The sequence below is a fragment of the Geodermatophilus sp. CPCC 205761 genome (genome assembly GCF_051383655.1).
Classification (GTDB): Bacteria; Actinomycetota; Actinomycetes; order Mycobacteriales; family Geodermatophilaceae; genus Geodermatophilus.
Genome location: NZ_JALPKQ010000013.1, coordinates 40,275 through 61,274, shown reverse-complemented (window position 1 = coordinate 61,274; position 21,000 = coordinate 40,275). Strand labels below are relative to the sequence as shown.

General features: G+C 75.5%; 24 protein-coding genes. 12 read left to right on the top strand and 12 right to left on the bottom strand.

Translation table 11 applies throughout. The features are described 5' to 3' along the window. Positions 1–72 precede the first annotated feature (72 nt). From sepH to MY526_RS10260, 4 genes are all read left to right on the top strand, one after another. On the top strand, positions 73–993 hold the full coding sequence (gene sepH, locus MY526_RS10275; protein WP_436703828.1) for a septation protein SepH: 921 nt from the start codon (positions 73–75) through the stop codon (positions 991–993). A gap of 64 nt (positions 994–1,057) precedes the next feature. Further along, the gene (locus MY526_RS10270; protein WP_436692504.1) at positions 1,058–1,531 is read left to right on the top strand and encodes a general stress protein; all 474 of its coding nucleotides are present in this window, start codon (positions 1,058–1,060) and stop codon (positions 1,529–1,531) included. 103 nt (positions 1,532–1,634) lie between these two features. Continuing rightward, complete coding sequence (locus MY526_RS10265) at positions 1,635–3,368, top strand: PEP-utilizing enzyme (protein ID WP_436703827.1); 1,734 nt, start codon at positions 1,635–1,637, stop codon at positions 3,366–3,368. Beyond that, on the top strand, positions 3,365–4,189 hold the full coding sequence (locus MY526_RS10260; protein WP_436692506.1) for a PEP/pyruvate-binding domain-containing protein: 825 nt from the start codon (positions 3,365–3,367) through the stop codon (positions 4,187–4,189). Before MY526_RS10265 ends, MY526_RS10260 begins: the two co-directional genes overlap by 4 nt. Positions 4,190–4,200: 11 nt before the next feature. Here the strand turns inward: MY526_RS10260 and MY526_RS10255 are convergent, their stop codons facing one another. Continuing rightward, a complete protein-coding gene (locus MY526_RS10255; protein ID WP_436692507.1) occupies positions 4,201–5,010 on the bottom strand; it encodes a TrmH family RNA methyltransferase in 810 nt (269 codons plus the stop codon). Positions 5,011–5,114: 104 nt separating this feature from the next. Between MY526_RS10255 and MY526_RS10250 the strand changes: the two genes are divergently transcribed. Genes MY526_RS10250 through MY526_RS10240 form a run of 3 tightly spaced genes read left to right on the top strand, consistent with a single transcriptional unit; the run spans position 5,115 to position 7,287 of the window. Then, entirely contained in the window at positions 5,115–5,894 is a 780-nt protein-coding gene (locus MY526_RS10250; protein WP_436692508.1) for an ABC transporter ATP-binding protein, read from the top strand. Continuing rightward, the gene (locus MY526_RS10245; RefSeq protein WP_436692509.1) at positions 5,891–6,664 is read left to right on the top strand and encodes an ABC transporter permease; all 774 of its coding nucleotides are present in this window, start codon (positions 5,891–5,893) and stop codon (positions 6,662–6,664) included. The genes MY526_RS10250 and MY526_RS10245 overlap by 4 nt, the downstream gene beginning before the upstream one ends. Before the next feature lie 59 nt (positions 6,665–6,723). Then, complete coding sequence (locus MY526_RS10240) at positions 6,724–7,287, top strand: TetR family transcriptional regulator (protein WP_436692510.1); 564 nt, start codon at positions 6,724–6,726, stop codon at positions 7,285–7,287. Positions 7,288–7,294: 7 nt separating this feature from the next. Here the strand turns inward: MY526_RS10240 and MY526_RS10235 are convergent, their stop codons facing one another. Beyond that, positions 7,295–8,119, bottom strand: coding sequence for a thioesterase family protein (locus MY526_RS10235; protein WP_436703826.1), 825 nt, complete (start codon positions 8,117–8,119; stop codon positions 7,295–7,297). 28 nt (positions 8,120–8,147) lie between these two features. On the opposite strand from MY526_RS10235, the gene MY526_RS10230 reads away from it, so the two are divergent. Continuing rightward, positions 8,148–9,110 (top strand): aldo/keto reductase, encoded by a 963-nt coding sequence (locus tag MY526_RS10230; RefSeq protein WP_436692512.1) that lies wholly within the window; start codon positions 8,148–8,150, stop codon positions 9,108–9,110. A gap of 7 nt (positions 9,111–9,117) precedes the next feature. Here the strand turns inward: MY526_RS10230 and thpR are convergent, their stop codons facing one another. The 5 genes from thpR to MY526_RS10205 form a co-directional block, all read right to left on the bottom strand. Next, on the bottom strand, positions 9,118–9,660 hold the full coding sequence (gene thpR / locus MY526_RS10225) for an RNA 2',3'-cyclic phosphodiesterase (protein WP_436703859.1): 543 nt from the start codon (positions 9,658–9,660) through the stop codon (positions 9,118–9,120). A gap of 32 nt (positions 9,661–9,692) precedes the next feature. After that, entirely contained in the window at positions 9,693–10,097 is a 405-nt protein-coding gene (locus MY526_RS10220; RefSeq protein WP_436692535.1) for a hypothetical protein, read from the bottom strand. A 69-nt stretch (positions 10,098–10,166) separates the two neighbouring features. After that, complete coding sequence (locus MY526_RS10215) at positions 10,167–11,519, bottom strand: MFS transporter (RefSeq protein WP_436703825.1); 1,353 nt, start codon at positions 11,517–11,519, stop codon at positions 10,167–10,169. After that, positions 11,516–11,950 (bottom strand): MarR family winged helix-turn-helix transcriptional regulator, encoded by a 435-nt coding sequence (locus tag MY526_RS10210; RefSeq protein WP_436692514.1) that lies wholly within the window; start codon positions 11,948–11,950, stop codon positions 11,516–11,518. Before MY526_RS10210 ends, MY526_RS10215 begins: the two co-directional genes overlap by 4 nt. 10 nt (positions 11,951–11,960) lie before the next feature. Further along, positions 11,961–13,484, bottom strand: coding sequence for an NCS2 family permease (locus MY526_RS10205; RefSeq protein ID WP_436692515.1), 1,524 nt, complete (start codon positions 13,482–13,484; stop codon positions 11,961–11,963). Between the two features lie 150 nt (positions 13,485–13,634). Between MY526_RS10205 and MY526_RS10200 the strand changes: the two genes are divergently transcribed. After that, positions 13,635–13,856, top strand: coding sequence for a DUF2530 domain-containing protein (locus MY526_RS10200; RefSeq protein ID WP_436692516.1), 222 nt, complete (start codon positions 13,635–13,637; stop codon positions 13,854–13,856). A 107-nt stretch (positions 13,857–13,963) separates the two neighbouring features. Here MY526_RS10200 and MY526_RS10195 read toward each other — a convergent pair whose 3' ends face one another. After that, entirely contained in the window at positions 13,964–14,776 is an 813-nt protein-coding gene (locus MY526_RS10195) for a DUF3027 domain-containing protein (RefSeq protein ID WP_436692517.1), read from the bottom strand. 91 nt (positions 14,777–14,867) lie between these two features. Between MY526_RS10195 and MY526_RS10190 the strand changes: the two genes are divergently transcribed. Together MY526_RS10190 and MY526_RS10185 are read left to right on the top strand one after the other, a co-directional pair. After that, positions 14,868–16,418, top strand: a complete 1,551-nt coding sequence (locus tag MY526_RS10190) for an MFS transporter (RefSeq protein WP_436703824.1) — start codon at positions 14,868–14,870, stop codon at positions 16,416–16,418. Beyond that, positions 16,415–16,885, top strand: a complete 471-nt coding sequence (locus tag MY526_RS10185; RefSeq protein WP_436692519.1) for a DUF2771 family protein — start codon at positions 16,415–16,417, stop codon at positions 16,883–16,885. The genes MY526_RS10190 and MY526_RS10185 overlap by 4 nt, the downstream gene beginning before the upstream one ends. A 120-nt stretch (positions 16,886–17,005) precedes the next feature. Here the strand turns inward: MY526_RS10185 and MY526_RS10180 are convergent, their stop codons facing one another. Both MY526_RS10180 and MY526_RS10175 read right to left on the bottom strand, forming a co-directional pair. Beyond that, positions 17,006–17,401: a cold-shock protein gene (locus tag MY526_RS10180; RefSeq protein ID WP_436692520.1), complete on the bottom strand. Its 396-nt coding sequence runs from the start codon at positions 17,399–17,401 to the stop codon at positions 17,006–17,008. An 81-nt stretch (positions 17,402–17,482) separates the two neighbouring features. Next, positions 17,483–18,082, bottom strand: coding sequence for a hypothetical protein (locus MY526_RS10175; RefSeq protein ID WP_436692521.1), 600 nt, complete (start codon positions 18,080–18,082; stop codon positions 17,483–17,485). A gap of 75 nt (positions 18,083–18,157) precedes the next feature. Between MY526_RS10175 and MY526_RS10170 the strand changes: the two genes are divergently transcribed. Further along, on the top strand, positions 18,158–18,922 hold the full coding sequence (locus MY526_RS10170; protein WP_436692522.1) for an endonuclease/exonuclease/phosphatase family protein: 765 nt from the start codon (positions 18,158–18,160) through the stop codon (positions 18,920–18,922). A gap of 97 nt (positions 18,923–19,019) precedes the next feature. Here MY526_RS10170 and MY526_RS10165 read toward each other — a convergent pair whose 3' ends face one another. After that, on the bottom strand, positions 19,020–20,675 hold the full coding sequence (locus MY526_RS10165) for an AMP-binding protein (RefSeq protein WP_436703823.1): 1,656 nt from the start codon (positions 20,673–20,675) through the stop codon (positions 19,020–19,022). Beyond that, positions 20,672–20,926, bottom strand: a complete 255-nt coding sequence (locus tag MY526_RS10160; protein WP_436703822.1) for a hypothetical protein — start codon at positions 20,924–20,926, stop codon at positions 20,672–20,674. Before MY526_RS10160 ends, MY526_RS10165 begins: the two co-directional genes overlap by 4 nt. Positions 20,927–21,000: the final 74 nt, after the last annotated feature.

The following is a 21,000-nucleotide window of genomic DNA, read 5'->3' as shown; positions in this document are numbered from 1 at the left end:
TAGCCTCGCGTCCGGGCTGTCTCCCCCGAGCCGGCTCCCCGTCCGACACGTGCAGCCCCCAGGAGGTCGCCCATGCGCACGCTGCGCCTCGTGGCACTCTCCGACGACGGGCAGAGCCTCGTCCTCACCGTGGACACCCCCGAGTCCGGTGAGGAGGGCGAGCGCTTCGAGCTGCCGATCGACGACCGGGTCCGCGCTGCCGCCCGCGGCGACGCCCGCCGGCTCGGCCAGATCGACGTGGAGATCGGCGTCAGCCTCCCGCCGCGGGTGATCCAGGCCCGCATCCGCGCCGGCGAGACGCCCGAGCAGGTCGCCGCGGCCTCCGGGATCCGGGTCGAGCGGATCATGCGGTTCGCCCACCCCGTCCTCCAGGAGCGCGAGCGGGTCGCCGAGCAGGCCCGCGAGGCCCGGGTGCGGCTCTCCGAGGGCACGCCGTCGGTGCCGCTGCAGCAGTTCATGTCCGAGCGCCTGCGGCTGCTCGGCGCCGACCTGGACGCCGTCCGCTGGGACGCGCACCGCTCCGCCGACGGCTGGCAGGTCACCGCGGCGTGGCAGGCCGGCGCCAAGTCCGGCGTCACCCGCTGGGCCTACGACCTCCCGGCCCGCACCGTCACCCCGGTCGACGCCGCCACCACCGACTTCGCGGAGGGCACCCGCCTGGTCCGCGTCGTCCCGCACGTGCCCAGCGAGCGGCCGGTGCCGGCGTACCGCCGGCCGGTCGCCGTCGTCCCCGACGACGACGGCCTGGCGGCCCCCGCCTCCTCCCGGCTGGCGGCCGACGACGAGGACGCCACCCCGGCACCGCCGGTCGACGTCCTGCCGGCCGAGCGCCGCACCGACCCTCCCGTGGACTTCGACGACGACATCGCCGAGCACGACACCGTGGTCCTCGGCCGCCCCGGCGGCGACGGGGAGGGCGGCGACGACGAGGACCCGCGGGCGCGCATCCCGGCCTGGGAGGACATCGTGTTCGGGGTCCGCCGGCACCGCTGACCCCTATGCTGACCGGCGGGAACGCCCGGAGGTGTCCGGCGCTCCCTCGGGGTGGGAGGTACTCATGGCCGCATCGGTGTCCATGCCGCTCGGCGGCGTGCAGGTCGGGTCCTACGACAGCTACGAGCAGGCGCAGGCCGCCGTCGACTACCTGTCCGACGAGAAGTTCGCGGTCGAGAACGTCACGATCATCGGCTCGGACCTCAAGCAGGTCGAGCGGGTGACCGGGCGGCTCACCCTGGGACGGGCGCTGGCAGCGGGCGCGGCCGGCGGCGCGTGGTGGGGCCTGTTCGTCGGGCTGCTGCTCGGGATCTTCACCGTCGACGGCGACGACTGGCTGGGCTCGGTGCTCCTGGGGCTGCTCTTCGGCCTGCTGTTCGGCGCGCTCTTCGGCGTCATGGGCTACGCGGCCACCCGGGGGCGGCGCGACTTCACCAGCACCAGTGCGATCATCGCCGGCCGCTACGACGTCATGTGCAACCCGGCCCGCGCCGAGGACGCCCGCGCCCTGCTCGCCCGGTTCGCCCTCCGCGGCTGACGCCACGCCCCCGCAGTCGGGGGGTCGGGCGAGGAGCACTCCGGCACTGTCCGGAAACGGAACGTACCGATACCTTCGCGGCCCCACTGCTGCAGGAGGTCACATGGACGACGTCCGGTCCGGGCACCGGCTGGCACCGCCCGGGGCGTCGCCGCACCGCCGGTGGTCGCCTCCGGGACCGGGGACCTGGCTCCTGGACTCCAGCCACTTCCCCCGCCCCCTGTGCCGCTTCACCGCGGCCGTCTTCCCGGACGCGTTCATGCAGGGCTTCCGCGCCGGCTACGCCCGGTACGGCACGTTGATCGAGGCCACCGACGTCGCCCTCGTCGGCTGCTTCCTCTACAACCGGTTGCGCACGCTGGGCACCCCGCCGGACGCCGACGACCGCCCGACGGAGGAGGAGTTCCGCCGGCTGCTCGCCGACGACCCCGTCCTGCGGGAGCGGATGGCGACCGCGCGGGCCGCCCTCGCCGAGCGCCGCTGGCGGGCGGACCTGCACGAGTGGGACACCGCGGTGAAGCCGGCGCTGCGCGGGCTGCACCAGGCGCTCGCCGAGGTCAACGTGCGCACCGTCGACGACGCGGGCCTGTGCCACCTGGTCGACCGGTGCGGGGAGGCCATGACCGAGGCCTACTTCCAGCACCACCGCTTCGACGCCGCCGCGCTGCTGCCCGTGGGCGACCTCGTGGTGCACACCGTGCGCTGGACCGGCATGGCCCCGGCCGACGTGCTCGGTTGCCTGGCCGGCGCCAGCCCGGTGACCGAGGGCGCGCCCGAGGAGCTGGACGACCTGGTCGCCGCCCTCCGGGAGGACGGCGCCGCGGCCGCGCCGGTCCTCGACGAGTGGCTCCCGGCGGAGGAGGCGCTGAGCCGGCTGATCGGCTGGCCGGAGCCGGTGGGGAGCCGCACCGGCAGCTACCTGGCCGCCCTGGCGGCGCTGCCGGTCGACGGCCAGGACCCCGTCGCGGAGCCCGGCTCGCTGGAGGCCCCGGAGCTGGTGCTGGCCCGCGTGCGCGCGGCGCTCGAGTCCGGGCGGCAGGCACCCGGCGACGCCGCGGCCGAGATCACCGCACGGGTCCGGGCCGCGGTGCCCGCCGAGTGGCGGGCCGAGTTCGACGACCTGCTCGCCGAGGCCCGCCTGGTCTACCGGCTGCGCGACGAGCGCACCGTCCACGCCGACCGCCTGCTGGGCAGCGTCACCCGTGCGGCGGTGCTCGAGGCCGGCCACCGGCTGCACGAGCGGGGGGCGCTCGACGCGCCGGACGACGCGGTCGACCTCGCCCCGGACGAGCTCCGCATGCTGCTGCTGGACGGCCGCGGCCCGACCCGGGACGAGGTGGCCCGCCGGGTGCACTGGCGGCGGACGGCGACCTACCGCGACGTGCCCGCAGCCTTCGGTCCGCCGCCCGTCGGCCTGGTGCCCGCCCGGTGGCTCCCGCCCGAGGCGGCCCGGGTGCAGGAGGCGGTGGGCTTCGCGCTGACCGCCATGCTGCGGGACGCGGGGCAGCCCCCCGGCGACCGGACCGTGCACGGCCTCGGTGTGAGCGCCGGCAGTTACGAGGGCACCGCCCGCGTGCTGACCGGCAGCGGTGAGCTCGCCCGGGTGCAGACCGGCGACGTCCTGGTCACCGCCGCCACCGGCCCGGCGTTCAACCTCGTGCTCCCCCGTCTCGGGGCGATCGTCACCGACCGCGGCGGGCTGCTGTCGCACGCCGCGATCGTGGCCCGCGAGTTCGGCGTCCCCGCGGTCGTCGGGTGCCAGGACGCGACCGTGCGCATCCCGGACGGCGCCCGGGTCCACGTCGACGGGGCCACCGGCACCGTCACCGTGCTGTGAGCCCCGGCTGCCTGCCGCTGGCCGAGGTGGACGACGAGGACGCGTACGGTGGCAAGGCGGCGGCGCTGGGGGCCGCGATCCGCGCCGGCCTGCCGGTGCCGCCGGGCGTGGCCCTGCCGGCCGACCTGGTCGCCGACGCCGGCCGCGACGGGCTCGCCGCGGCCGTCGCGGACGCCGTCCGCACGGTCGCCCGGGAGGGCGGGCCGGTGGCGGTCCGGTCCTCGGTGGTCGGCGAGGACGGCGAGCGGCGCAGTTTCGCCGGCCAGCACCTGACCGTGCTCAACGTCGTCCGGCCCGACGCCGTGGCCCGGGCGGTCGCCGACGTCGCCCTCTCGTCGCGGTCGCCGTCGGCACTTGCCTACCGCGGAGCGGGGGGCGACGACTCGACCCCGCGGTGCGGCGTGGTGCTGCAACGGCAGGTCAGCGCGCTGGCGGCCGGGGTGCTCTTCTCCCGGCACCCGGTCACCGGCGCCGACGAGCTGGTCGTCGAGGCCGCCTGGGGTCTGGGCGTGGCCGTGGTCGAGGGCCTCGTCGTGCCCGACCTCGTCCGGCTGGGCTCCGACGGCCGGCTGCTCGAGCAGGTGGTGGGCGACAAGGACCGCGCCGTCGTGGCCCGGCCCGGGGGTGGGACGGCGGTCGTCGGGGTCCGGCCGGAGCGGGCCCGCCGTCCCTGCCTGGGCCCGGCGGAGCTGGCCGCGCTGGCCGACCTGGCCCGCCGGTGCGACGCGGTGTTCGGCGGCCCGTCGGACCTGGAGTGGGCGTGGACCGCGGACGGGGCGGTCCTGCTCCAGCGCCGGCCCGTGCCGCTGCCGGCCCGCTGAGCGGCGGTGGCTCAGCGCAGCGTGGCGAAGGCGACCGCGGCGGCGGCCGCCACGCCGAGGGAGTCGACGCCGGTCCGCATGGGGATCCGCGCGCGCACCCGCGCGGCCCGCTGCGCCTCCGGGGTGAGCCCCGGCCCCTCGGCCCCGAGCAGCACCGCGGTCCGCGGATGGGCCCGCGGGTCGACCGCGGCGAGGTCGACGGCGTCCGGAGCCGGGGTGAGCGCCACCGTCAGGTAGCCGGCGTCGTGCAGCCGGGCCAGTCCGCGGGGCCAGTCGGGCAGGACGGCGAACGGCAGCGCCAGCACGTGCCCCATCGAGACCCGCACCGAGCGCCGGTAGAGCGGATCGGCGCAGCGCGGGTCCAGCAGCAGGCCGTCCACGCCCAGCGCGACGGCCGACCGGGCGATCGACCCCAGGTTCTCCGCGTCGTTGAGCGCCTCGAGCACCGCCAGCCGCCGCGGCGCCGCCGGGTCCGGCCCGGCCAGCAGCGCGTCGACGTCGGCCGGCGGGCGGCGCTCGGCCGAGGCCAGCACCCCGCGGGTCAGCCGGAAGCCGATCACCTCCGACAGCACCCACTTGTCCGCCTCGTAGGCGGCGGTGCCCGCCGGGAGGTCCAGCGCCGCGACCCGGCCGGGCACCCCGAGCACCGCGCGCACCCGGTACGGCGAGGCCAGCAGCCGCTGCACTGCCGGCACGCCCTCCACGATCACCGGACCGGTCCCGCGCTCGGTGCCGGGCGGGCGGTCCCCCGCCTTGAGGTCGCGGAAGTCGGCCACCCGCTCGTCGGCCGGGTCGGTGATCGTCACGGGGTCGGCGGGCACGGCTCCGATCCTGCCAACCGGGGGGACAACGCCCGTTGACGCGGTCGGCACAACTCACCTACCGTTGAGTTCATCAGGCGTTGAGTTCTTCGCGGGAGGTCTCCATGACCGACGCCGTCACCGTCACCGATCTCGTCGTGCACCGGGGGTCCCGTCCGGTGCTGCGCGGGCTGTCCTTCGGCGTCCCGGCCGGGCAGGTCACCGGGTTGCTCGGGCCGAGCGGCAGCGGGAAGACCACGCTCATGCGCGCCGTCGTCGGCGTCCAGCAGGTGCGCTCCGGGCACGTCACCGTGCTCGGGCAGCCCGCCGGCTCGCCCGCCCTGCGCTCCCGGGTCGGCTACGTCACCCAGGCGCCCAGCGTCTACCCCGACCTGACCGTCCGCGAGAACGCCCGCTACTTCGCCGCCCTCTACGGCCGGGGCGCGCCCGCTGCGGACGCCGCGCTGGCCGGCGTCGACCTGGCCGACGCCGCCGGCCAGCTGGTCCGCGACCTCTCCGGCGGCCAGCAGGGCCGCGTGTCCCTGGCCTGCGCCCTGGTCGGCGACCCCGAGGTCCTGGTGCTCGACGAGCCGACCGTCGGCCTCGACCCCGTGCTGCGGGTCGAGCTGTGGGCCCGGTTCCACGCCCTGGCCGACGCCGGCACGACGCTGCTCGTCTCCAGCCACGTCATGGAGGAGGCGGCCCGCTGCGACCGGCTGCTGCTGCTCCGCGAGGGGGAACTGCTCTTCGACGACACCCCCGCCCGGCTGCGCGCCGACGCCGGGACCGCCGACCTGGAGGAGGCGTTCCTGCAGCTGGTGCGGGCCCGTGAGGGGGTGGGCGTGAGCCGCTCCGCCACCGCTGCGGCTCCGCCGCGCGCAGCCGAGCAGGTGACCCGGACGTGAGCACGACCTCGGTCCTCTCACCGCGGCTCACCCTGGCGACGACCGGCCGGGTGCTCCGCCAGCTGCGGCACGACCACCGCACGATCGCGATGATGGTCGTGCTGCCGAGCCTCCTGCTCGGCCTGCTGTACCTGCTGTGGCGCGACGTCCCGGCGCTGCCCGGGCAGGTCGGCCTGTTCGACCGGGTGGGCCTGACGATGCTCGGCGTCTTCCCGTTCGTCGTGATGTTCCTGGTCACCAGCATCGCCATGCTCCGGGAGCGCACCACCGGCACCCTGGAGCGGCTGCTGACCACCCCGCTGGCGCGGCTGGACCTCCTCCTGGGGTACGGCACCGCGTTCGGGCTGGCGGCGGCCGTGCAGGCGGTGGTCACCGTCGGCGTCGCGACCACCGTCTACGACCTGGACGTCGCCGGGTCGCTGTGGGCGGTCGTCCTCATCGCGGTCGTCGACGCCGTGCTCGGGGTGGCGCTGGGGCTGCTGGCCAGCGCCTTCGCCCGCAGCGAGTTCCAGGCCGTGCAGTTCATGCCGGTCGTCGTCCTCCCCCAGTTCTTCCTGTGCGGCCTGCTCGTGCCGCGGGAGCAGATGGCCGGGTGGCTGCAGGCGATCAGCGACGTCCTGCCGCTCACCTACGCCGTCGAGGCGCTGCGGGAGGTCGGGCGCTCGGTGTCGGCGACGGGCACGATGTGGACCGACGTGGCGATCGTGTCCGGCGTCGCGGTACTCGCCCTCGCACTGGCGGCGGCGACCCTGCGGAGGAGGAGCGGCTGAGCGAGGCACGCCGGCGGCCCACGGGTCGCCGCCCCGGCAACCCGGGCACCCGCGAGGCGGTGCTGGACGCGGCCCGCGCCGCCTTCGCCGAGCGCGGTTACGACGGCGCCTCGATCCGCAGGATCGCCACCGCCGCCGGGGTCGACCCCGCCCTCGTCCACCACTACTTCGGCACAAAGGACAAGCTGTTCCTGGCGGCGGTCGAGGCACCGGTCGACCCGACCGAGCTGCTGCCGGAAGTGCTCGCCTCCGCCCCGGCCGACCTCGGCGCCGCCGTCGTCCGCATGGTGCTGCGGGTCTGGGACGGCCCGGCCCGGCCGGCCGGGCTGGCCCTCATCCGGTCGGCGGTGAGCAGCGAGTGGACCGCCAAGCTGCTGCGCGAGTTCCTGGTCGCCCGGGTGATCCGGCGGGTGATCGGCACGCTCGACATGCCGGTCGCCGAGCGCGACGCTCGCGGCTCGCTGGTCGCCTCGCAGGTGATGGGGCTGGTCATGGCCCGCTACGTGCTCCGGCTGGAGCCGCTGGCATCGGCGGCCCGGGAGGACGTCGTCGCCGCCGTCGGCCCCACGGTGCAGCGCTACCTCACCGGCGACGTCGAGCTGCCGCACCGGCGCCCCCGGTGAGCCGGGGTCAGCGCGGTGCGCGGGCCAGCTGTCGGCTCTGCGCGACGAGCCGGCCGGTGGAGTCCCAGATCCGGTAGTCCTCGTCGAGCCAGCCGCCGGCGACCTCCCCGGCGCGCGCCTCGACCAGGCACCAGCCGGGCGCCGGGAGCGCCCGCACCAGCACCTGCAGCTGCACCGTCGGCGCCCAGCCGAACCGGCCGGTCGCCCAGCTGGTCGGCGGCAGGACGTCGGCGAAGAGCAGCAGCGCCAGCGGGTCGGGCTCGCGGCCGTCGGCCAGGCGCACCCACCCCCGCATCCGCGGCTCGGTGCCCGGCCGGCCGAGCGCCCAGCCGGCGGTCTCCGGGTCCAGCCGGGTGTGCACGCGGGTGCGCAGGCCCACCTCGGGCATCGGGTGGACCAGCGTGCCGTCGTCGCCCGGGGGGAGGCAGTCGGCCACGGGCGTGGCCGCCGGCGGCGGGGTGGCCGACCAGTCCGGCGCCGCGTCGGTGAGCGTCGCCGTGGTCACCTGGGCGGTCAGCGACGGCCCGCCGTCCCCCGACAGGACGACGGAGGAGTGCGCGAGCGTCCGGCCGGCCGGCCCGGGGGTGACCGCGAGGGCCGCGCGCCCGGGCGGCGTGGCCCGCAGGAAACTCGCCGCCAGCGCGACCGGGTGCGGGTGCGGGCTCTCGGCGAGGGCCGCCCGCGCCACCACGGCCAGCAGGTAGCCGCCGTTGAGGATGCCGGGGGCGACGTCCCACCCGTCGTCGAGGTCGGCGGCCAGCCCGCCACCCTCGACGCGCGTGACCGCGGTGTCGGCGTCGAAGACGGAAAGGGCGGGGTCGGTCTGCGGCACGCGACCGAGACTGCCAGGGTGGGCGTCCATGGAGTACACGCACCTGGGCCGCAGCGGCCTGTCGGTCTCCCGGCTGTGCCTGGGCACGATGAACTTCGGCTGGAAGACCGAGGAGGCCGACGCGCACGCCATCCTGGACCGCGCCCAGGGCGAGGGGGTCAACTTCGTCGACACCGCCAACACCTACGGCTTCGACGCGGGCAAGGGACGGACCGAGGAGGTCCTCGGGACCTGGTTCGCCCAGGGCGGGCAGCGGCGCGAGAAGACCGTGCTGGCGACCAAGGTCTACGGCTCGATGACCCAGTGGCCCAACGACACGTTCCTGTCCGCCCGCAACCTGGTGCGCGCCTGCGAGGCCTCGCTGCGCCGGATGCAGACCGACTGGATCGACCTCTACCAGTTCCACCACGTCGACCTGGCCACGCCGTGGGAGGAGATCTGGCAGGCCTGCGAGACGCTGGTCGCGCAGGGCAAGGTGCTCTACGTCGGCTCCTCCAACCACGCCGCCTGGCAGATCGCCGCGGCCAACGAGGCGGCCACCCGCCGGCACTTCCTCGGCCTGGTGAGCGAGCAGTCGCACTACAACCTGCTCACCCGCCACGTCGAGCTCGAGGTGCTCCCCGCCGCCCGGCACTACGGGGTCGGGATCATCCCGTGGAGCCCGCTGGCCGGCGGCCTGCTCGCCGGCATCCTCGCCGAGGGCGGCGGCCCCCGCCGCCGCGCCGCCGAGGAGCGGGTGGAGCGGCACCGCCCGGCGCTGCAGGCCTACGAGGACGCCTGCCGGGAGTGGGGCCTGGCGCCCGCGGACGTCGGGGTCGCCTGGTTGCTGCACCAGCCCGCGGTGACCGCGCCGATCGTCGGGCCCCGGACGATGGAGCAGCTCGACGGCGGGCTGGCCGCGCTGGACGTCGCCCTGGAGGAGGGGCAGCTGGCCCGCCTCGACGAGATCTTCCCCGGGTACCGCGCGGCGCCGATGGAGTACGCCTGGTGAGCCCCGCTCAGCCCAGCGGCCAGGCCGCCACCTGCCGGTAGCTGGGCGCGGGTCCGAGCCGGCTCTCCAGCAGCTCGACCTCGGTCACCGGCCAGCTCGGCCCGCGGTAGTCGGCCAGCCGGTCGGGCAGGTCGCCGTCCCCTGGCCGGCCCGGGCGCCAGCGGCCGAGGGTGAGGTGCGCGCGGAACGGCCGCTCCTCCACCGGCAGCCCCAGCCGGCGGGCCACCCTCGCCAGCCGGCCGGCCAGAGCGCCGAGCGCGTCGCCGTCCCCGGTCACCCCGACCCAGCACACCTGCGGACGGCGCCGGGAGCCGAACCGGCCGCCCCCGGCCAGCTGCAGGGTGAGCGCGGGCGTGCCCGTCACCGCCGCGGTCGAGCCGGCGACCAGCGCGTCGACGTCGCCGGCCGGGACCGCGCCGAGGAACAGCAGGGTGAGGTGCCAGCGGTCCGGGGCGGTCCACCGCGGCGCGCCGGGGGCGTCCCGGAGCGGCGTCAGCGCCCGGTCGAGGTCGTCCCGCGCCGCGGGCGGGGGCGTGACCGCGAAGAACAGCCGCCGCGTGCCCGCTCCGGCCGGTGCCGGGCTCAGTCGGGCACCACGAGGCCGGCGCCGGCGAGTGCGGCCTGCAGCCGGAGCCGCTCGGCGTCCCGGGACAGCCCCGTGGACGTGCCGGGCAGCAGCGTGTGCGGCACCTCGAGCAGCTCCGCCGCCTCGATGAGGACGTCGTCGTAGGCGGCCTGCAGCCCGCGGCGGCGGGCCATCGGGGCGCCGGCGGGGACCCGGGCGAGCTGACGGGAGAGCCGGCGCAGGTCCGCGGCGACCACCTCCAGCGGACGGCGGGTCGGCGGCGGAGGCTCCGGGGCGCGGCGGCGGACGACCTCCGGCAGCCGCGCCGACCCGAACGCGCACCGGGCCAGCCAGTCGAGCAGGGCGACCGCCCCCACGACCCCCGAGACGATGGCCCCCAGGTGCAGCAGCGAACTGGTCATGTCGCCTCCGCGGACGACTCGACGGTGGTCCCCGTCACGGTACGTCCGCGCGCCGCCGTCCGGCACCGGTCAGCCGCCCGCGGACCGCCGGCCCGTGGCCTGGCCCGCCGCGGCCTCCACCGCCGCCCGGACCGGCGCCGTGCGCGGGCCCACGTGGAGCTGCACCCGCGGCGGGGAGACGTGCGCCTCCAGGCGGACCCGCCGCCCCCGGGCCAGCCAGGCCCCCGCCCCGAGCCCGGCTGCCACGGCGACCGCGCCGCCGATCAGGAAGCCCCACGGTGCGCCCAGGTGCTCGGCGACCCAGCCGATGAGCGGCGCGCCGAGCGGCGTGCCGCCCATGAAGCACATGAAGTACAACGCCATGACCCGCCCGCGCAGCTGCGGGTCCACGCCCAGCTGGACGAAGCTGTTGTTGGCCACGCTGAACACCAGGCCCGCCGCGCCGGCCGGTACGAGCAGCACCGCGAAGGAGACGTAGCCCGGCGCCAGGCCGCAGGCCATCGTCAGCAGACCGAAGACGATCGCCGTCCCCACCAGGAACCGCTGCCGGGGCCGCCGGCTGCGCCGGGTGGACAGCAGTGCCCCGGACAGCGATCCGACGGCGAAGCAGGTGGAGAGCAGGCCGAACGCCTCCGCGCCCAGGTCGAACACCTCCCGCGTCATCAGCGCGATCGTGACCTGGTAGTTGAAGGCGAAGGTGCCCAGGACGAACGCCAGAGCCATGGCGAGCACGAGGTCGGGGTGGGCCCACGTGTAGGCCAGGCCCGCGCGCAGCTGCCCCTTGGCCCGGGCCAGCGGCGGGCTGGGGTGCAGCTCCCGCGCGCGCATGCTCAGCAGCGCGCCGATGGTGCACGCGAAGCTGGCCGCGTTGACGAAGAACGCCGGTGCGGTGTCCCCCGACGCCGCCCCGATGAGCAGCCCGGCCAGCGACGGGCCCACCAGCCGGGCGCCGTTGAAGATGGTCGAGTTCAGGCTGACGGCGTTGGCCAGCAGCTCCGGGCCGACCATCTCCGAGACGAACGCCTGGCGGACCGGTGCGTCGATGGCTGACACCGCCCCGAGCGCGCCGGCCAGCACGAACACGTGCCAGAGCGCGACGCCGTCGGCGGCGACGAGCACGGCGAGCACCAGCGCCAGCAGCCCCATCAGCGCCTGGGTGGCGACCAGCATGCGGCGCTTGGCGTACCGGTCGGCCAGCACGCCGCCGTACATGCTGAGCAGCAGGGTGGGGCCGAACTGGAGCGCGGTGATCAGGCCGAGGGCGATGCCGCTGTCGCCGGAGAGCTGCAGCACCAGCCAGTCCTGGCCGATGCGCTGCATCCACGTGCCGGTGAGGCTGACGAGGTTGGCCGACGCGTAGATCCGGTAGTTGCGCACGCGCAGCGACCGGAACGAGCCGGAGCGGTCAGAGCGCCCGGTCACCCACTCGCCAGCTTGTCCATGATCGCCGATGCCTCACGCAGCACCGCCCGCTCCTCGGCGGTGAGCTCCTGCAGCCGCCCCGCCAGCCACGCCTCCCGCGCCTGCGCCTCGGCGTCGAGCAGCTCCCGCGCGGCCGGGGTGAGGTCGATGACGACCTGCCGGCCGTCGGTCGGGTGCGGGCTGCGGGTGACCAGCCCCATCCCCTCGAGCGCGACGACGACGCGGGTCATCGACGGCGGCTGGACCCGCTCGTGCGCGGCCAGCTCCCCCGGGCTCATCGGGCCGTGCCGCTTGAGCGTGGACAGCGCCGCGAGGTGGGTGAGGGTCACCGACTGGTCGACCCGCTGGTTGCGCAGCCGGCGGGAGAAGCGCATCACCGCGAGCCGGAGGTCGTGAGCCAGCGCCGCGGTGTCCAGCGTCGTCCGGCTCACGGTCGTTAGCCTAACTCAGCATGTCGAAGAGTTCCCGGAGCGGCTCGAGGGCGAAGTAGACGACGAACAGCGCGGCGACCACCCACATCAGCGGGTGGATCTCCCGCCGCCGTCCCACGACGCTGCGCAGCAGCACGTAGGTGACGACGCCGGCGCCGATGCCGTTGGTGATCGAGTAGGTGAACGGCATGAGCGCGATGGTGAGGAACGCCGGGATGACCAGGGACATGTCGTCCCACTCGAGGTTGCGGATCTGGCTGATCATGAGCGCGCCGACGATGACGAGTGCGGGTGCGGCCGCCTCCGACGGCACGATCTGCACCAGCGGCGTGAACAGCATCGCCACGAGGAACAGCACCCCGGTCGCCACGCTGGCCAGGCCGGTGCGCGCGCCGTCGGCCACGCCGGCGGCGCTCTCGATGTAGCTGGTGTTGGAGGACACGCTGCCCGCCCCGCCCGCGGCGGCGGCCAGGGAGTCGACCAGCAGCACCGGCTGGGACCTCGGCAGGTTCCGCTTGTCGTCGAGCAGGTCGCCCTCGGCGCCGACGGCGGTCACCGTGCCGACCGTGTCGAAGAAGTCGGCGATCATGATCGAGAAGACGATGAGCAGCGCGGCGATGACGCCGATCCGCTCGAAGCCGCCGAAGAGGGAGAAGTTGCCCACCAGCGAGAGATCGGGCGCGCTGATCACCTCGTCGGGCCACCGCGGCAGCTGCAGTGCCCAGCCGCGCGGGTTGTCCTCACCGACGCGGACGCCGATGTCGGCGATCTCCTCGATGACGATGGCCAGCACCGTGGAGACGACGATCCCGATGAGCAGCGCCCCCTTGACCCGGCGGACGACGAGCACGCTGGTCAGCAGCAGGCCCACGACGAACACCAGCAGCGGCCACCCGACCAGCTGGCCGTTGACGCCGAAGCTGATCAGCGGGATGCCGGGGCGGACGACGCCGGCGTCGGCCAGCCCGATGATCGTGAGGAAGAAGCCGATGCCGACCGCGATCGCCGTCTTCAGCTGGGGCGGGATCGCCTCGAAGACCGCCTTCCGGAGCCCGGTCAGCACGAGCACCGTGATGACGAGGCCCTCGAGCACGATCAGGCCCATGATCTCCGGCCAGGCGAGCTGGGTGCTCGCGTAGACGGCGACGATCGCGTTGATGCCCAGCCCCGCGGCCAGCGCCAGCGGGTACCGGCCGACGACGCCCATCAGGATCGTCATGACGCCGGCGATCAGCGCGGTCACCGCCGCGACCGAGGCGAACGGCAGCTGCGTCCCGGTGATGTCCGCGCCCGACAGGATGATCGGGTTGAGCACCACGATGTAGGCCATCGTGAAGAACGTCGTCACGCCGCCGCGCAGCTCGCGGACCACCGTCGAGCGGCGGGCGCTGATCTCGAAGTAGCGGTCCACGCCGTTGCGCGGCCTGACCCGCGGGCCGTCGCTGCGCCGCACGGTCGGCCCGCCGGCGGCGACGTCGGCCGGCGTGGCGCCGGGGGCGCCGCTCTCCGTGGACGAACGGGACTTGTCTGCCATGTACGACTCCCCGGGCGGGTGTCCGGACGGCGGCGGCGGGGGAGCGCGCGCCGGCCGACCGGTGGTGTCTGCAACGAGCGGCGACAGCGTGCCACACGCGTGTTTCGCCCAGATGGAGGCCGCGCGACCGTCAGGACCTAGGGTCGAGGGGTGCCCGGTCCGACGAAGCAGGCCCCGCCGCCGCTGCGCGTGGACACCGTCCGCGTGGTCCTGGCCGGGACGGCGCTGTGGGCGGTCGCGCTGGTGGTGCTGCTGCTGCTCGGCGACCGCGTCGACCGGGTGTGGACGTGGACCTGCGTCGCCGGCATCGCGCTGGCCGCCGTCGGGCTGGGCGTCATGCGCTGGCAGGGCCAGCTCCGCCGCCGCGACTGAGCGACCCGTCGGTTTCCGCGGAAACCGCCGCTCTGCGGGGCGCGGCTGGGCCGGGCCCCCGTCGGTTTCCGCGGAAACCGACGCTCAGCGCGGGACGGACCGCGGTGTCACAGGACGTCGAAGGCGCCGGTGTCGTAGCGGGCGGAGGTGACCACCTCGGTGGCGTCGTCGGGCACCAGCGTCGCCTGGCTGTGCGCGCCGCAGCCGTAGTCGACGGTGACCACGTGCCCGTCGGCCGGGGCGTAGACGTTGCCGCAGGCGCCGAAGCCGAGCCGCAGCGAGCCGGCCAGCGGCAGGAAGAACCCGCAGGTGCCGCACGGGCCGGGCGCGTGCCGGGCCATCGCCGAGCGCGGACCGAAGTCGCCGGCGCTCCAGCGGGCCGCCGTCTCGCTGCGCCCCTCCCACGACATCACCCGCTCGCGCCCGAGCCCGAGCTCGGCGGCCAGGGCGGCGGCCTCGGGGTCGTCGGCGCTGTCGTCGTCCACCGCGTAGCTCGGGACCAGCCGCGGGTCGTCCTCGGTGGAGGGGAGCACGTCGCCGACCGACAGGTCGCCCGGGCGCAGCCGCTCGTGCCACGGCACCCAGGCCGGGGCCAGCAGGGCCTGGTCGCCGGGGAGCAGCACGACCTCGTCGACGGTCAGCTGCGCCTCGCCGGGCACGCGGGCGAGGGTGACCGCCCAGTGCCACCCGACGTAGCCGGGCAGCCGGCTGGCGAAGGAGTGGGTGACCACCTCGCCGAGGAGGGCGGGGTCGACCGCCTCGCTCCCGGGGCCCGGCGTGAGCACCTCGGCCGTCGCGCCCAGGTGCTCGCCGACCAGCTCAGGGGAGCCGGCGGTCTCGACCGCCGCAGCCCGGGCCTGCTCGGCCGCCTCGCTCAGGGGGTCGCTGGACGTCGACGCCGGTTCGGGGTGGTCCGCCACGCCCCCATTCTCCCTGACGCCCGCGCCGCGCCGGACGGCGCGGGTGCGGCGCGCCGACCGCCTGCTCAGGGAGGTGCGGCACGATGGGGCGGTGTCCGGCTCGCTCCCGCCCGCCCCCCGGCGCGGCGTCCCGCGCGGACGGCCGCTGCCGCCCGCGGCGGAGCGGATGGACACCACCCCGATCGACGTCCCCCGCCCGGAGACCCGTCCCCTGTCGGCGGAGCCGCCGGCCGGCGGGGGGAACGGGCAACCCCCGCCCGCGCTGCCACCCGGGCCACCCGCACCGCCCCCGACCGCGCCGCTCCCCCCGCGGAAGCTGACCGTCACCCGGGTCGCGGCCGCCCGGTCCCGGGAGCTGACCGGCGCGGCCGTCCGCCGGGTCCGCGCGGCCAGCCGGGCCGACGGCGCCGGCGACAGCGGCCTCACGCACCTGCTGTGGGTCAACGCCGTGCACATGGCCGGCGACGCGATGATCGCCGTCTCCCTGGCCGGCACGCTGTTCTTCACCGCCACGACCGACGCCCAGCGCAGCAACGTGGCGCTCTACCTGCTGGTCACGATGGCACCGTTCGCGATCGTCGCCCCGGTGATCGGGCCGCTGCTGGACAGGCTGCAGCGCGGCCGGCGCTGGGCCATGGGCGCGAGCCTGTTCGGGCGGGCGGTGCTGGCGGTCGTCATGGCCGGCCACTTCGACGACTTCCTGCTCTACCCCGCCGCGCTCGGGGTGCTGGTGCTGTCCAAGGCGCACAACGTGCTGCGCGCGGCGGTCGTCCCCCGGGTGCTGCCGCACGCGATGTCCCTCACCTCCGCCAACGCCCGGACGTCGGTCTTCGGCCTGCTCACCGCCGGTGTGTTCGGCGGGATCGGCGCCGGGCTGGCGTGGGCGGTCGGCTTCGACTGGCTGCTGGGCGCGACCGCCGCCGTCTTCGTGGTCGGTGCCGTGCTCGCCGTCCGGCTGCCCCGCCACGTGGACGTCCCGACCGGCGAGGTGCCCGCCGACGTCCTCACCACCGCGCCCCAGCCGGTGACGACCGGCCGCCGGCGGCGGCCGGTCAACCCCCGCGTGGTCGTGGCGCTCCGGGCCAACGCCGCGCTGCGCGGGCTCGGCGGGTTCCTGACGATCTTCTCCGCGTTCCTCGTCCAGGCCACGGTCGACGGCGGCTGGCAGGGCACCCTCGCCCTGGGCGCGGTGGCCGGCGCGGCCGGGGTCGGCAGCGTGCTCGGCACCGGGATCGGCTCGCGGCTGCACCGGGTCAACCCCGACCCGGTCGTGCTGTGGTCGGCGGGGAGCGCGGCGGCGATCACGGTCCTCGCCGCGGTCTTCTACAGCCTCCCGATGGCCGCCGTCGTCGCCGGCGTCGCCGCGGTGGCCAACGCGCTGGGCAAGGTGGCGCTCGACGCGATCATCCAGCGCGAGGTGCCCGAGATCCTGCGCGCCTCGGCGTTCGCCCGCTCCGAGACGATGCTGCAGCTGGCCTGGGTGGTCGGCGGCGCGCTCGGCATCGCCCTGCCGCCCGTCGGCTGGCTCGGGTTCACCGTCGCCGCCGCGCTGCTCGTGCTCGCCATCGGCCTGGTCCTGTGGGGACCGCGCCGGCGCCGCACCGAACCGTTCGCCGAGCCCGCGCCGGAGTGGCAGCCGTGAGGCCGGCGGCCGGCCTGGCCGCCGTCCTCCTCCTCGCCGGGTGCGGCTCGGAGCCCGACGGCCCGCAGGACGTCGTCGTGACGGCGGGGCCGCAGGAGGTCAGCGTCTCGCCCACCCAGGCCTGCCTGGACGGCGAGGGCCTGCGCTACGACACGACGCCGCCGGTCGTCGAGGTCTCCCCCGACACGACGATCCGGCTCACCGTCCCCGACGCGGTGGCCGAGCGCGGCTGGAGCGTCCAGGTCTTCGACGAGCAACTGGTGGAGCAGCTCGGCGAGGTGGAGGTCGACGCCGGCGAGGCGGTGTACGACGAGATCAACACCTCCGACGTCGTCCCGCCGGCGTTCTACCTCGTCGTCGTCGAGGAGGCGCGGGAGGACTGCGACGGGTTCAGCGGCGCGTGGCCGATCGGCTTCCTGCGCGCCGGCGGCGCCACCGGCGGCACGGCGTCGGCCCCCTCTGGCTGACGTGCTGGAACGGCCTCCCGCAGGGTCCCACCGCGAGCCTGCGAGCGGTGGGGGGCCAGGGGCGGCCACCCTTCAGGGGCCCGCGCCGAGCTTGCGAGGCGCGGGGGGAAGGGTGGTCCTTCAGTGCTCCAGGTCGGTGGCCACCGCGCGCAGGACCGAGGCGACCTTGCGGGCCACCGGCTTGTCCGGGTACCGCCCGCGGCGCAGGCCGTTGGAGACGTCGTCGAGCAGCTTGATGAGGTCCTCGATGATCGGGACCAGCTCGTCGGGCTTCTTGCGGGTCGCCGCCGCGTGCGCCGCGGTCACCGAGGGCAGCGGGTCGAGCACCCGCACCTGCAGCGCCTGGTCGCCCCGCCGGCCGGCGACGATGCCGAACTCCACCCGCTGGCCCGGCTTGAGCTCGCTGGTACCCGTCGGCAGGGCGTCCTTGTGCACGAAGACGTCGGGTCCGTCCTCCCGCGAGAGGAAGCCGAAACCCTTCTCCGGGTTGAACCACTTGACTCTGCCGGTGGGCACGTTGATCCCTCAGTCGGTCGCGGACGGGCCCGGCACCGGGCCGGGAGGACGGCGCGGCACGGCGCCGCGCTGACCCACAGGTTAGTCGTGGCCCGCGCCGACCCGGCCGGCGTCCTCCTCGTCGACCGGCTGCTCCACCACCCCGAGGCGGTCGAGGAGCACCAGGAACACCGCGGCGAAGTCGTTGCCCTCGACGTCGCGACGGACCCGTTCCCAGTCCACCTGCTCGCGCAGCGCGCGGGCCACCGGCAGCAGCCGGGAGTAGTCGCAGTAGTGCTCGTCGAGGGCCATCAGCTTGGTGACGACGATGTCGGTGGCCTCGAGGACGGGCATGTGCACCGAGAGCACCGGCAGTTCCTCGGCGCGGTCGATGAGGTCGTTCTCCACCGGGACGCCGCAGGTGCGCCAGAGGACGTCGACGAACGAGTTGCCCTGCACCACCTTCGTCAGCCAGTCCTCGGCCGGGTCGACGACCTCCAGGCCGGCCTCGGCCAGCACCTTGGCCGCCCGCTCGCTCTCCGCGGCCGGGACGAGGAAGTCCGCGTCGTGGTCGGGCTCGGGCGCTCCGCGCACCCACGCCGCGTAGCCACCGCACAGGGCGAAGGGGACGTCGCCCTGCTTGAGGGCGACGGCGACGCGCTTGAGGAGGTCACGGATCTCGTCCCGGTCCGATGGCTGCACGCGCTAGCTGCTACCCGGCGCGCCGTGCTCGGAACGTGCCCGTGTGGACGGCGCCGGTCGGGGCACTGGACCTGCGTGCGGATCGCGACCTTCAACATCCTCCACGGCCGCTCCCCCGTCGACGACCGAGTCGACGTCGAGCGCCTCGCCGCCGCCGTGAAGACCCTCGACGCCGACGTCCTGGGCCTGCAGGAGGTCGACCGGGACCAGCCGCGGTCGATGGGCGCCGACCTCACCGCGGTCGCCGCCGAGGCCATGGGCGCGGTCGACTCGCAGTTCGTGGCGGCGCTGCACGGCACGCCGGGCGGCACCTGGATGGCGGCCACCGGCGACGAGCAGCCCGGGTCGGCGACCTACGGGATCGCGCTGCTGTCCCGCTATCCGGTGGTGTCGTGGCGCGTCGTCCGGCTGCCGGCGCTGCGCAGCCGGGTGCCGGTGTGGTTCCGGGGCGCGTCGCGGCCGAAGCTGGTCGGCGACGAGCCGCGGGTCGCCGTCGCCGCCGTCCTGGAGGGGCCGGCGGGGCAGTTCACGGTGGCCAACACCCACCTGTCGTTCATCCCCGGCTGGAACGCGCTGCAGCTGTCGAAGCTGGTGCGCTCGCTGACCGGGACCCGCGAGCCGCTGGTGCTCATGGGCGACCTCAACATGGAGCGCGGCCAGGCCGTGCGGCTGAGCGGGCTGCAGCCGCTGGGGACGGCGCCGACGTTCCCGCTGGACGCCCCCGCCCGCCAGCTGGACCACGTGCTCGCCCGCGGCCCGATCGCCGCGACCGGCGCCGCCGAGGCGGTGCGGCTGCCGCTGTCGGACCACCGCGCCCTCGTCGTCCCCTGCCGGGTCTGACCGCCCGGGCGCCCGCGCGGTTTAGGAAGCCATACCCGCGTATCCGGGCCCGGGACGTGGGAATCGCTTCCAATACCTGTACGAGGCGGTGGGCCGGTCAGGCGTTGCGGACGGCGGCGGCGGCCTGCAGGCCCAGTTCCTCGACCGACACCTCGCGCATCTCGACCTTGCGGACCTTGCCGGTGACCGTCATCGGGAAGGCGTCGACGATCTTCACGTAGCGGGGGATCTTGTAGTGGGCGAGCTTGCCGGAGCAGAACTCCCGCAGCGCCTCGGCGGTCAGCGGCTCGGCGCCGGGCCGCAGCCGCACCCAGGCCATGAGCTCCTCGCCGTAGCGCTCGTCGGGGACGCCGATGACCTGGGCGTCGACGACGTCGGGGTGGGTGTAGAGGAACTCCTCGACCTCGCGCGGGTACACGTTCTCCCCGCCGCGGATCACCATGTCCTTGATCCGGCCGACGATGTTGAGGTAGCCCTCGCCGTCCATCACCGCCAGGTCGCCGGTGTGCATCCAGCGCGCGGCGTCGATGACCTCCGCGGTCTTCTCCGGCTGCTCCCAGTAACCCAGCATCACCGAGTAGCCGCGGGTGCAGAACTCCCCCGGCGTCCCGCGCGGCACGGTCAGCCCGGTCTCGGGGTCGACGATCTTCACCTCGAGGTGCGGGTGCACCCGGCCGACGGTGGAGGTGCGCCGGTCGAGGTCGTCGTCGGCGCCGGTCTGGGTGGAGACCGGGGAGGTCTCGGTCATGCCGTAGCAGATGGTCACCTCGGTCATGCCCATCTCGGCGACCACCCGCTTCATCACCTCCACCGGGCACGGCGAGCCGGCCATGATCCCGGTGCGCAGCGACGACAGGTCGTACGTGGCGAAGTCGGGCAGCGCCAGCTCGGCGATGAACATCGTCGGGACGCCGTACAGCGACGTGCACCGCTCGTCGGCGACCGCCTGCAGCGTGAGCGCCGGGTCGAACCCGGGTGCGGGGATGACCATGGTCGCGCCGTGGCTGGTGGCCGCGAGGTTGCCCATCCCCATGCCGAAGCAGTGGTAGTAGGGCACCGGGATGCAGATCCGGTCGGCCTCGGTGTAGCCGCAGCCCTCGCCGACGAAGAACCCGTTGTTGAGCAGGTTGTGGTGGGTGAGCGTGGCGCCCTTGGGGAAGCCCGTCGTCCCCGACGTGTACTGGATGTTGATCGGGTCGTCGGCCGACAGCTCCGCCTCGCGGCGGACCAGCAGCTCGCGGTCGCCGGCCCGGCCGGTGGCGACCAGCTGCTCCCACTCCGCAGAGCCGAGGAAGACCACCTCGCGCAGCTCCGGGCACTCGCCGCGGACCTCGCCCACCATCGCCCGGTAGTCGCTGGTCTTGAACTCCGGCGCGGACACCAGCACCGAGATGCCGGCCTGCTTCAGCACGTAGGCCAGCTCGTGGGTGCGGTAGGCCGGGTTGATGTTGACCAGGATCGCGCCGAGCTTGGCGGTCGCGTACTGGACGAACGCCCACTCCGCGCAGTTGGGCGCCCAGATGCCGACCCGGTCGCCCTTGGCCACCCCCCGGGCGTCCAGCCCCAGGGCGACCGCGTCCACCTCCGCTAAGAACTGCGGATAGGTGAACCGGCGACCCGTGGCGCACTCGACGAGTGCCTCGGAGTCGCCCACCCGCGCCGCCGTCCGGTCGAGGTTGGCCCCGATGGTGTCGCCCAGCAGCGGAACGGTCGAGGTCCCGTTGCTGTAGGACGGCAGCGCGGGCGACGTCACCGCTCGCCCGCCATCACGCCGGCCCGGTTGGGCTTGTCGGTCGGGTGCGCGTAGCGGAGGCGGTTGGGCGGCAGCGGGAACTGGTGGTCCTCACCGAAGGGGTTGAGCGGGCCGGCCGGCTCGGCGGTGAACTCGGTCAGCGGCGGGCCGCCGGTGTCCGACTGCCCCCAGGTGGGCTCCACCAGGTGCGCGTGCTTGGTCTTCCGCTTGGCCATGTCGCCGTTCGCCTCCGTGTCCTCTGTGCGGTGCACCGCGCGGTGCCCGCGTCGGCGCTCATCTTCTCGGACGGCATACCCGGAACGCACGCACTACGCCCCTCCGTCGC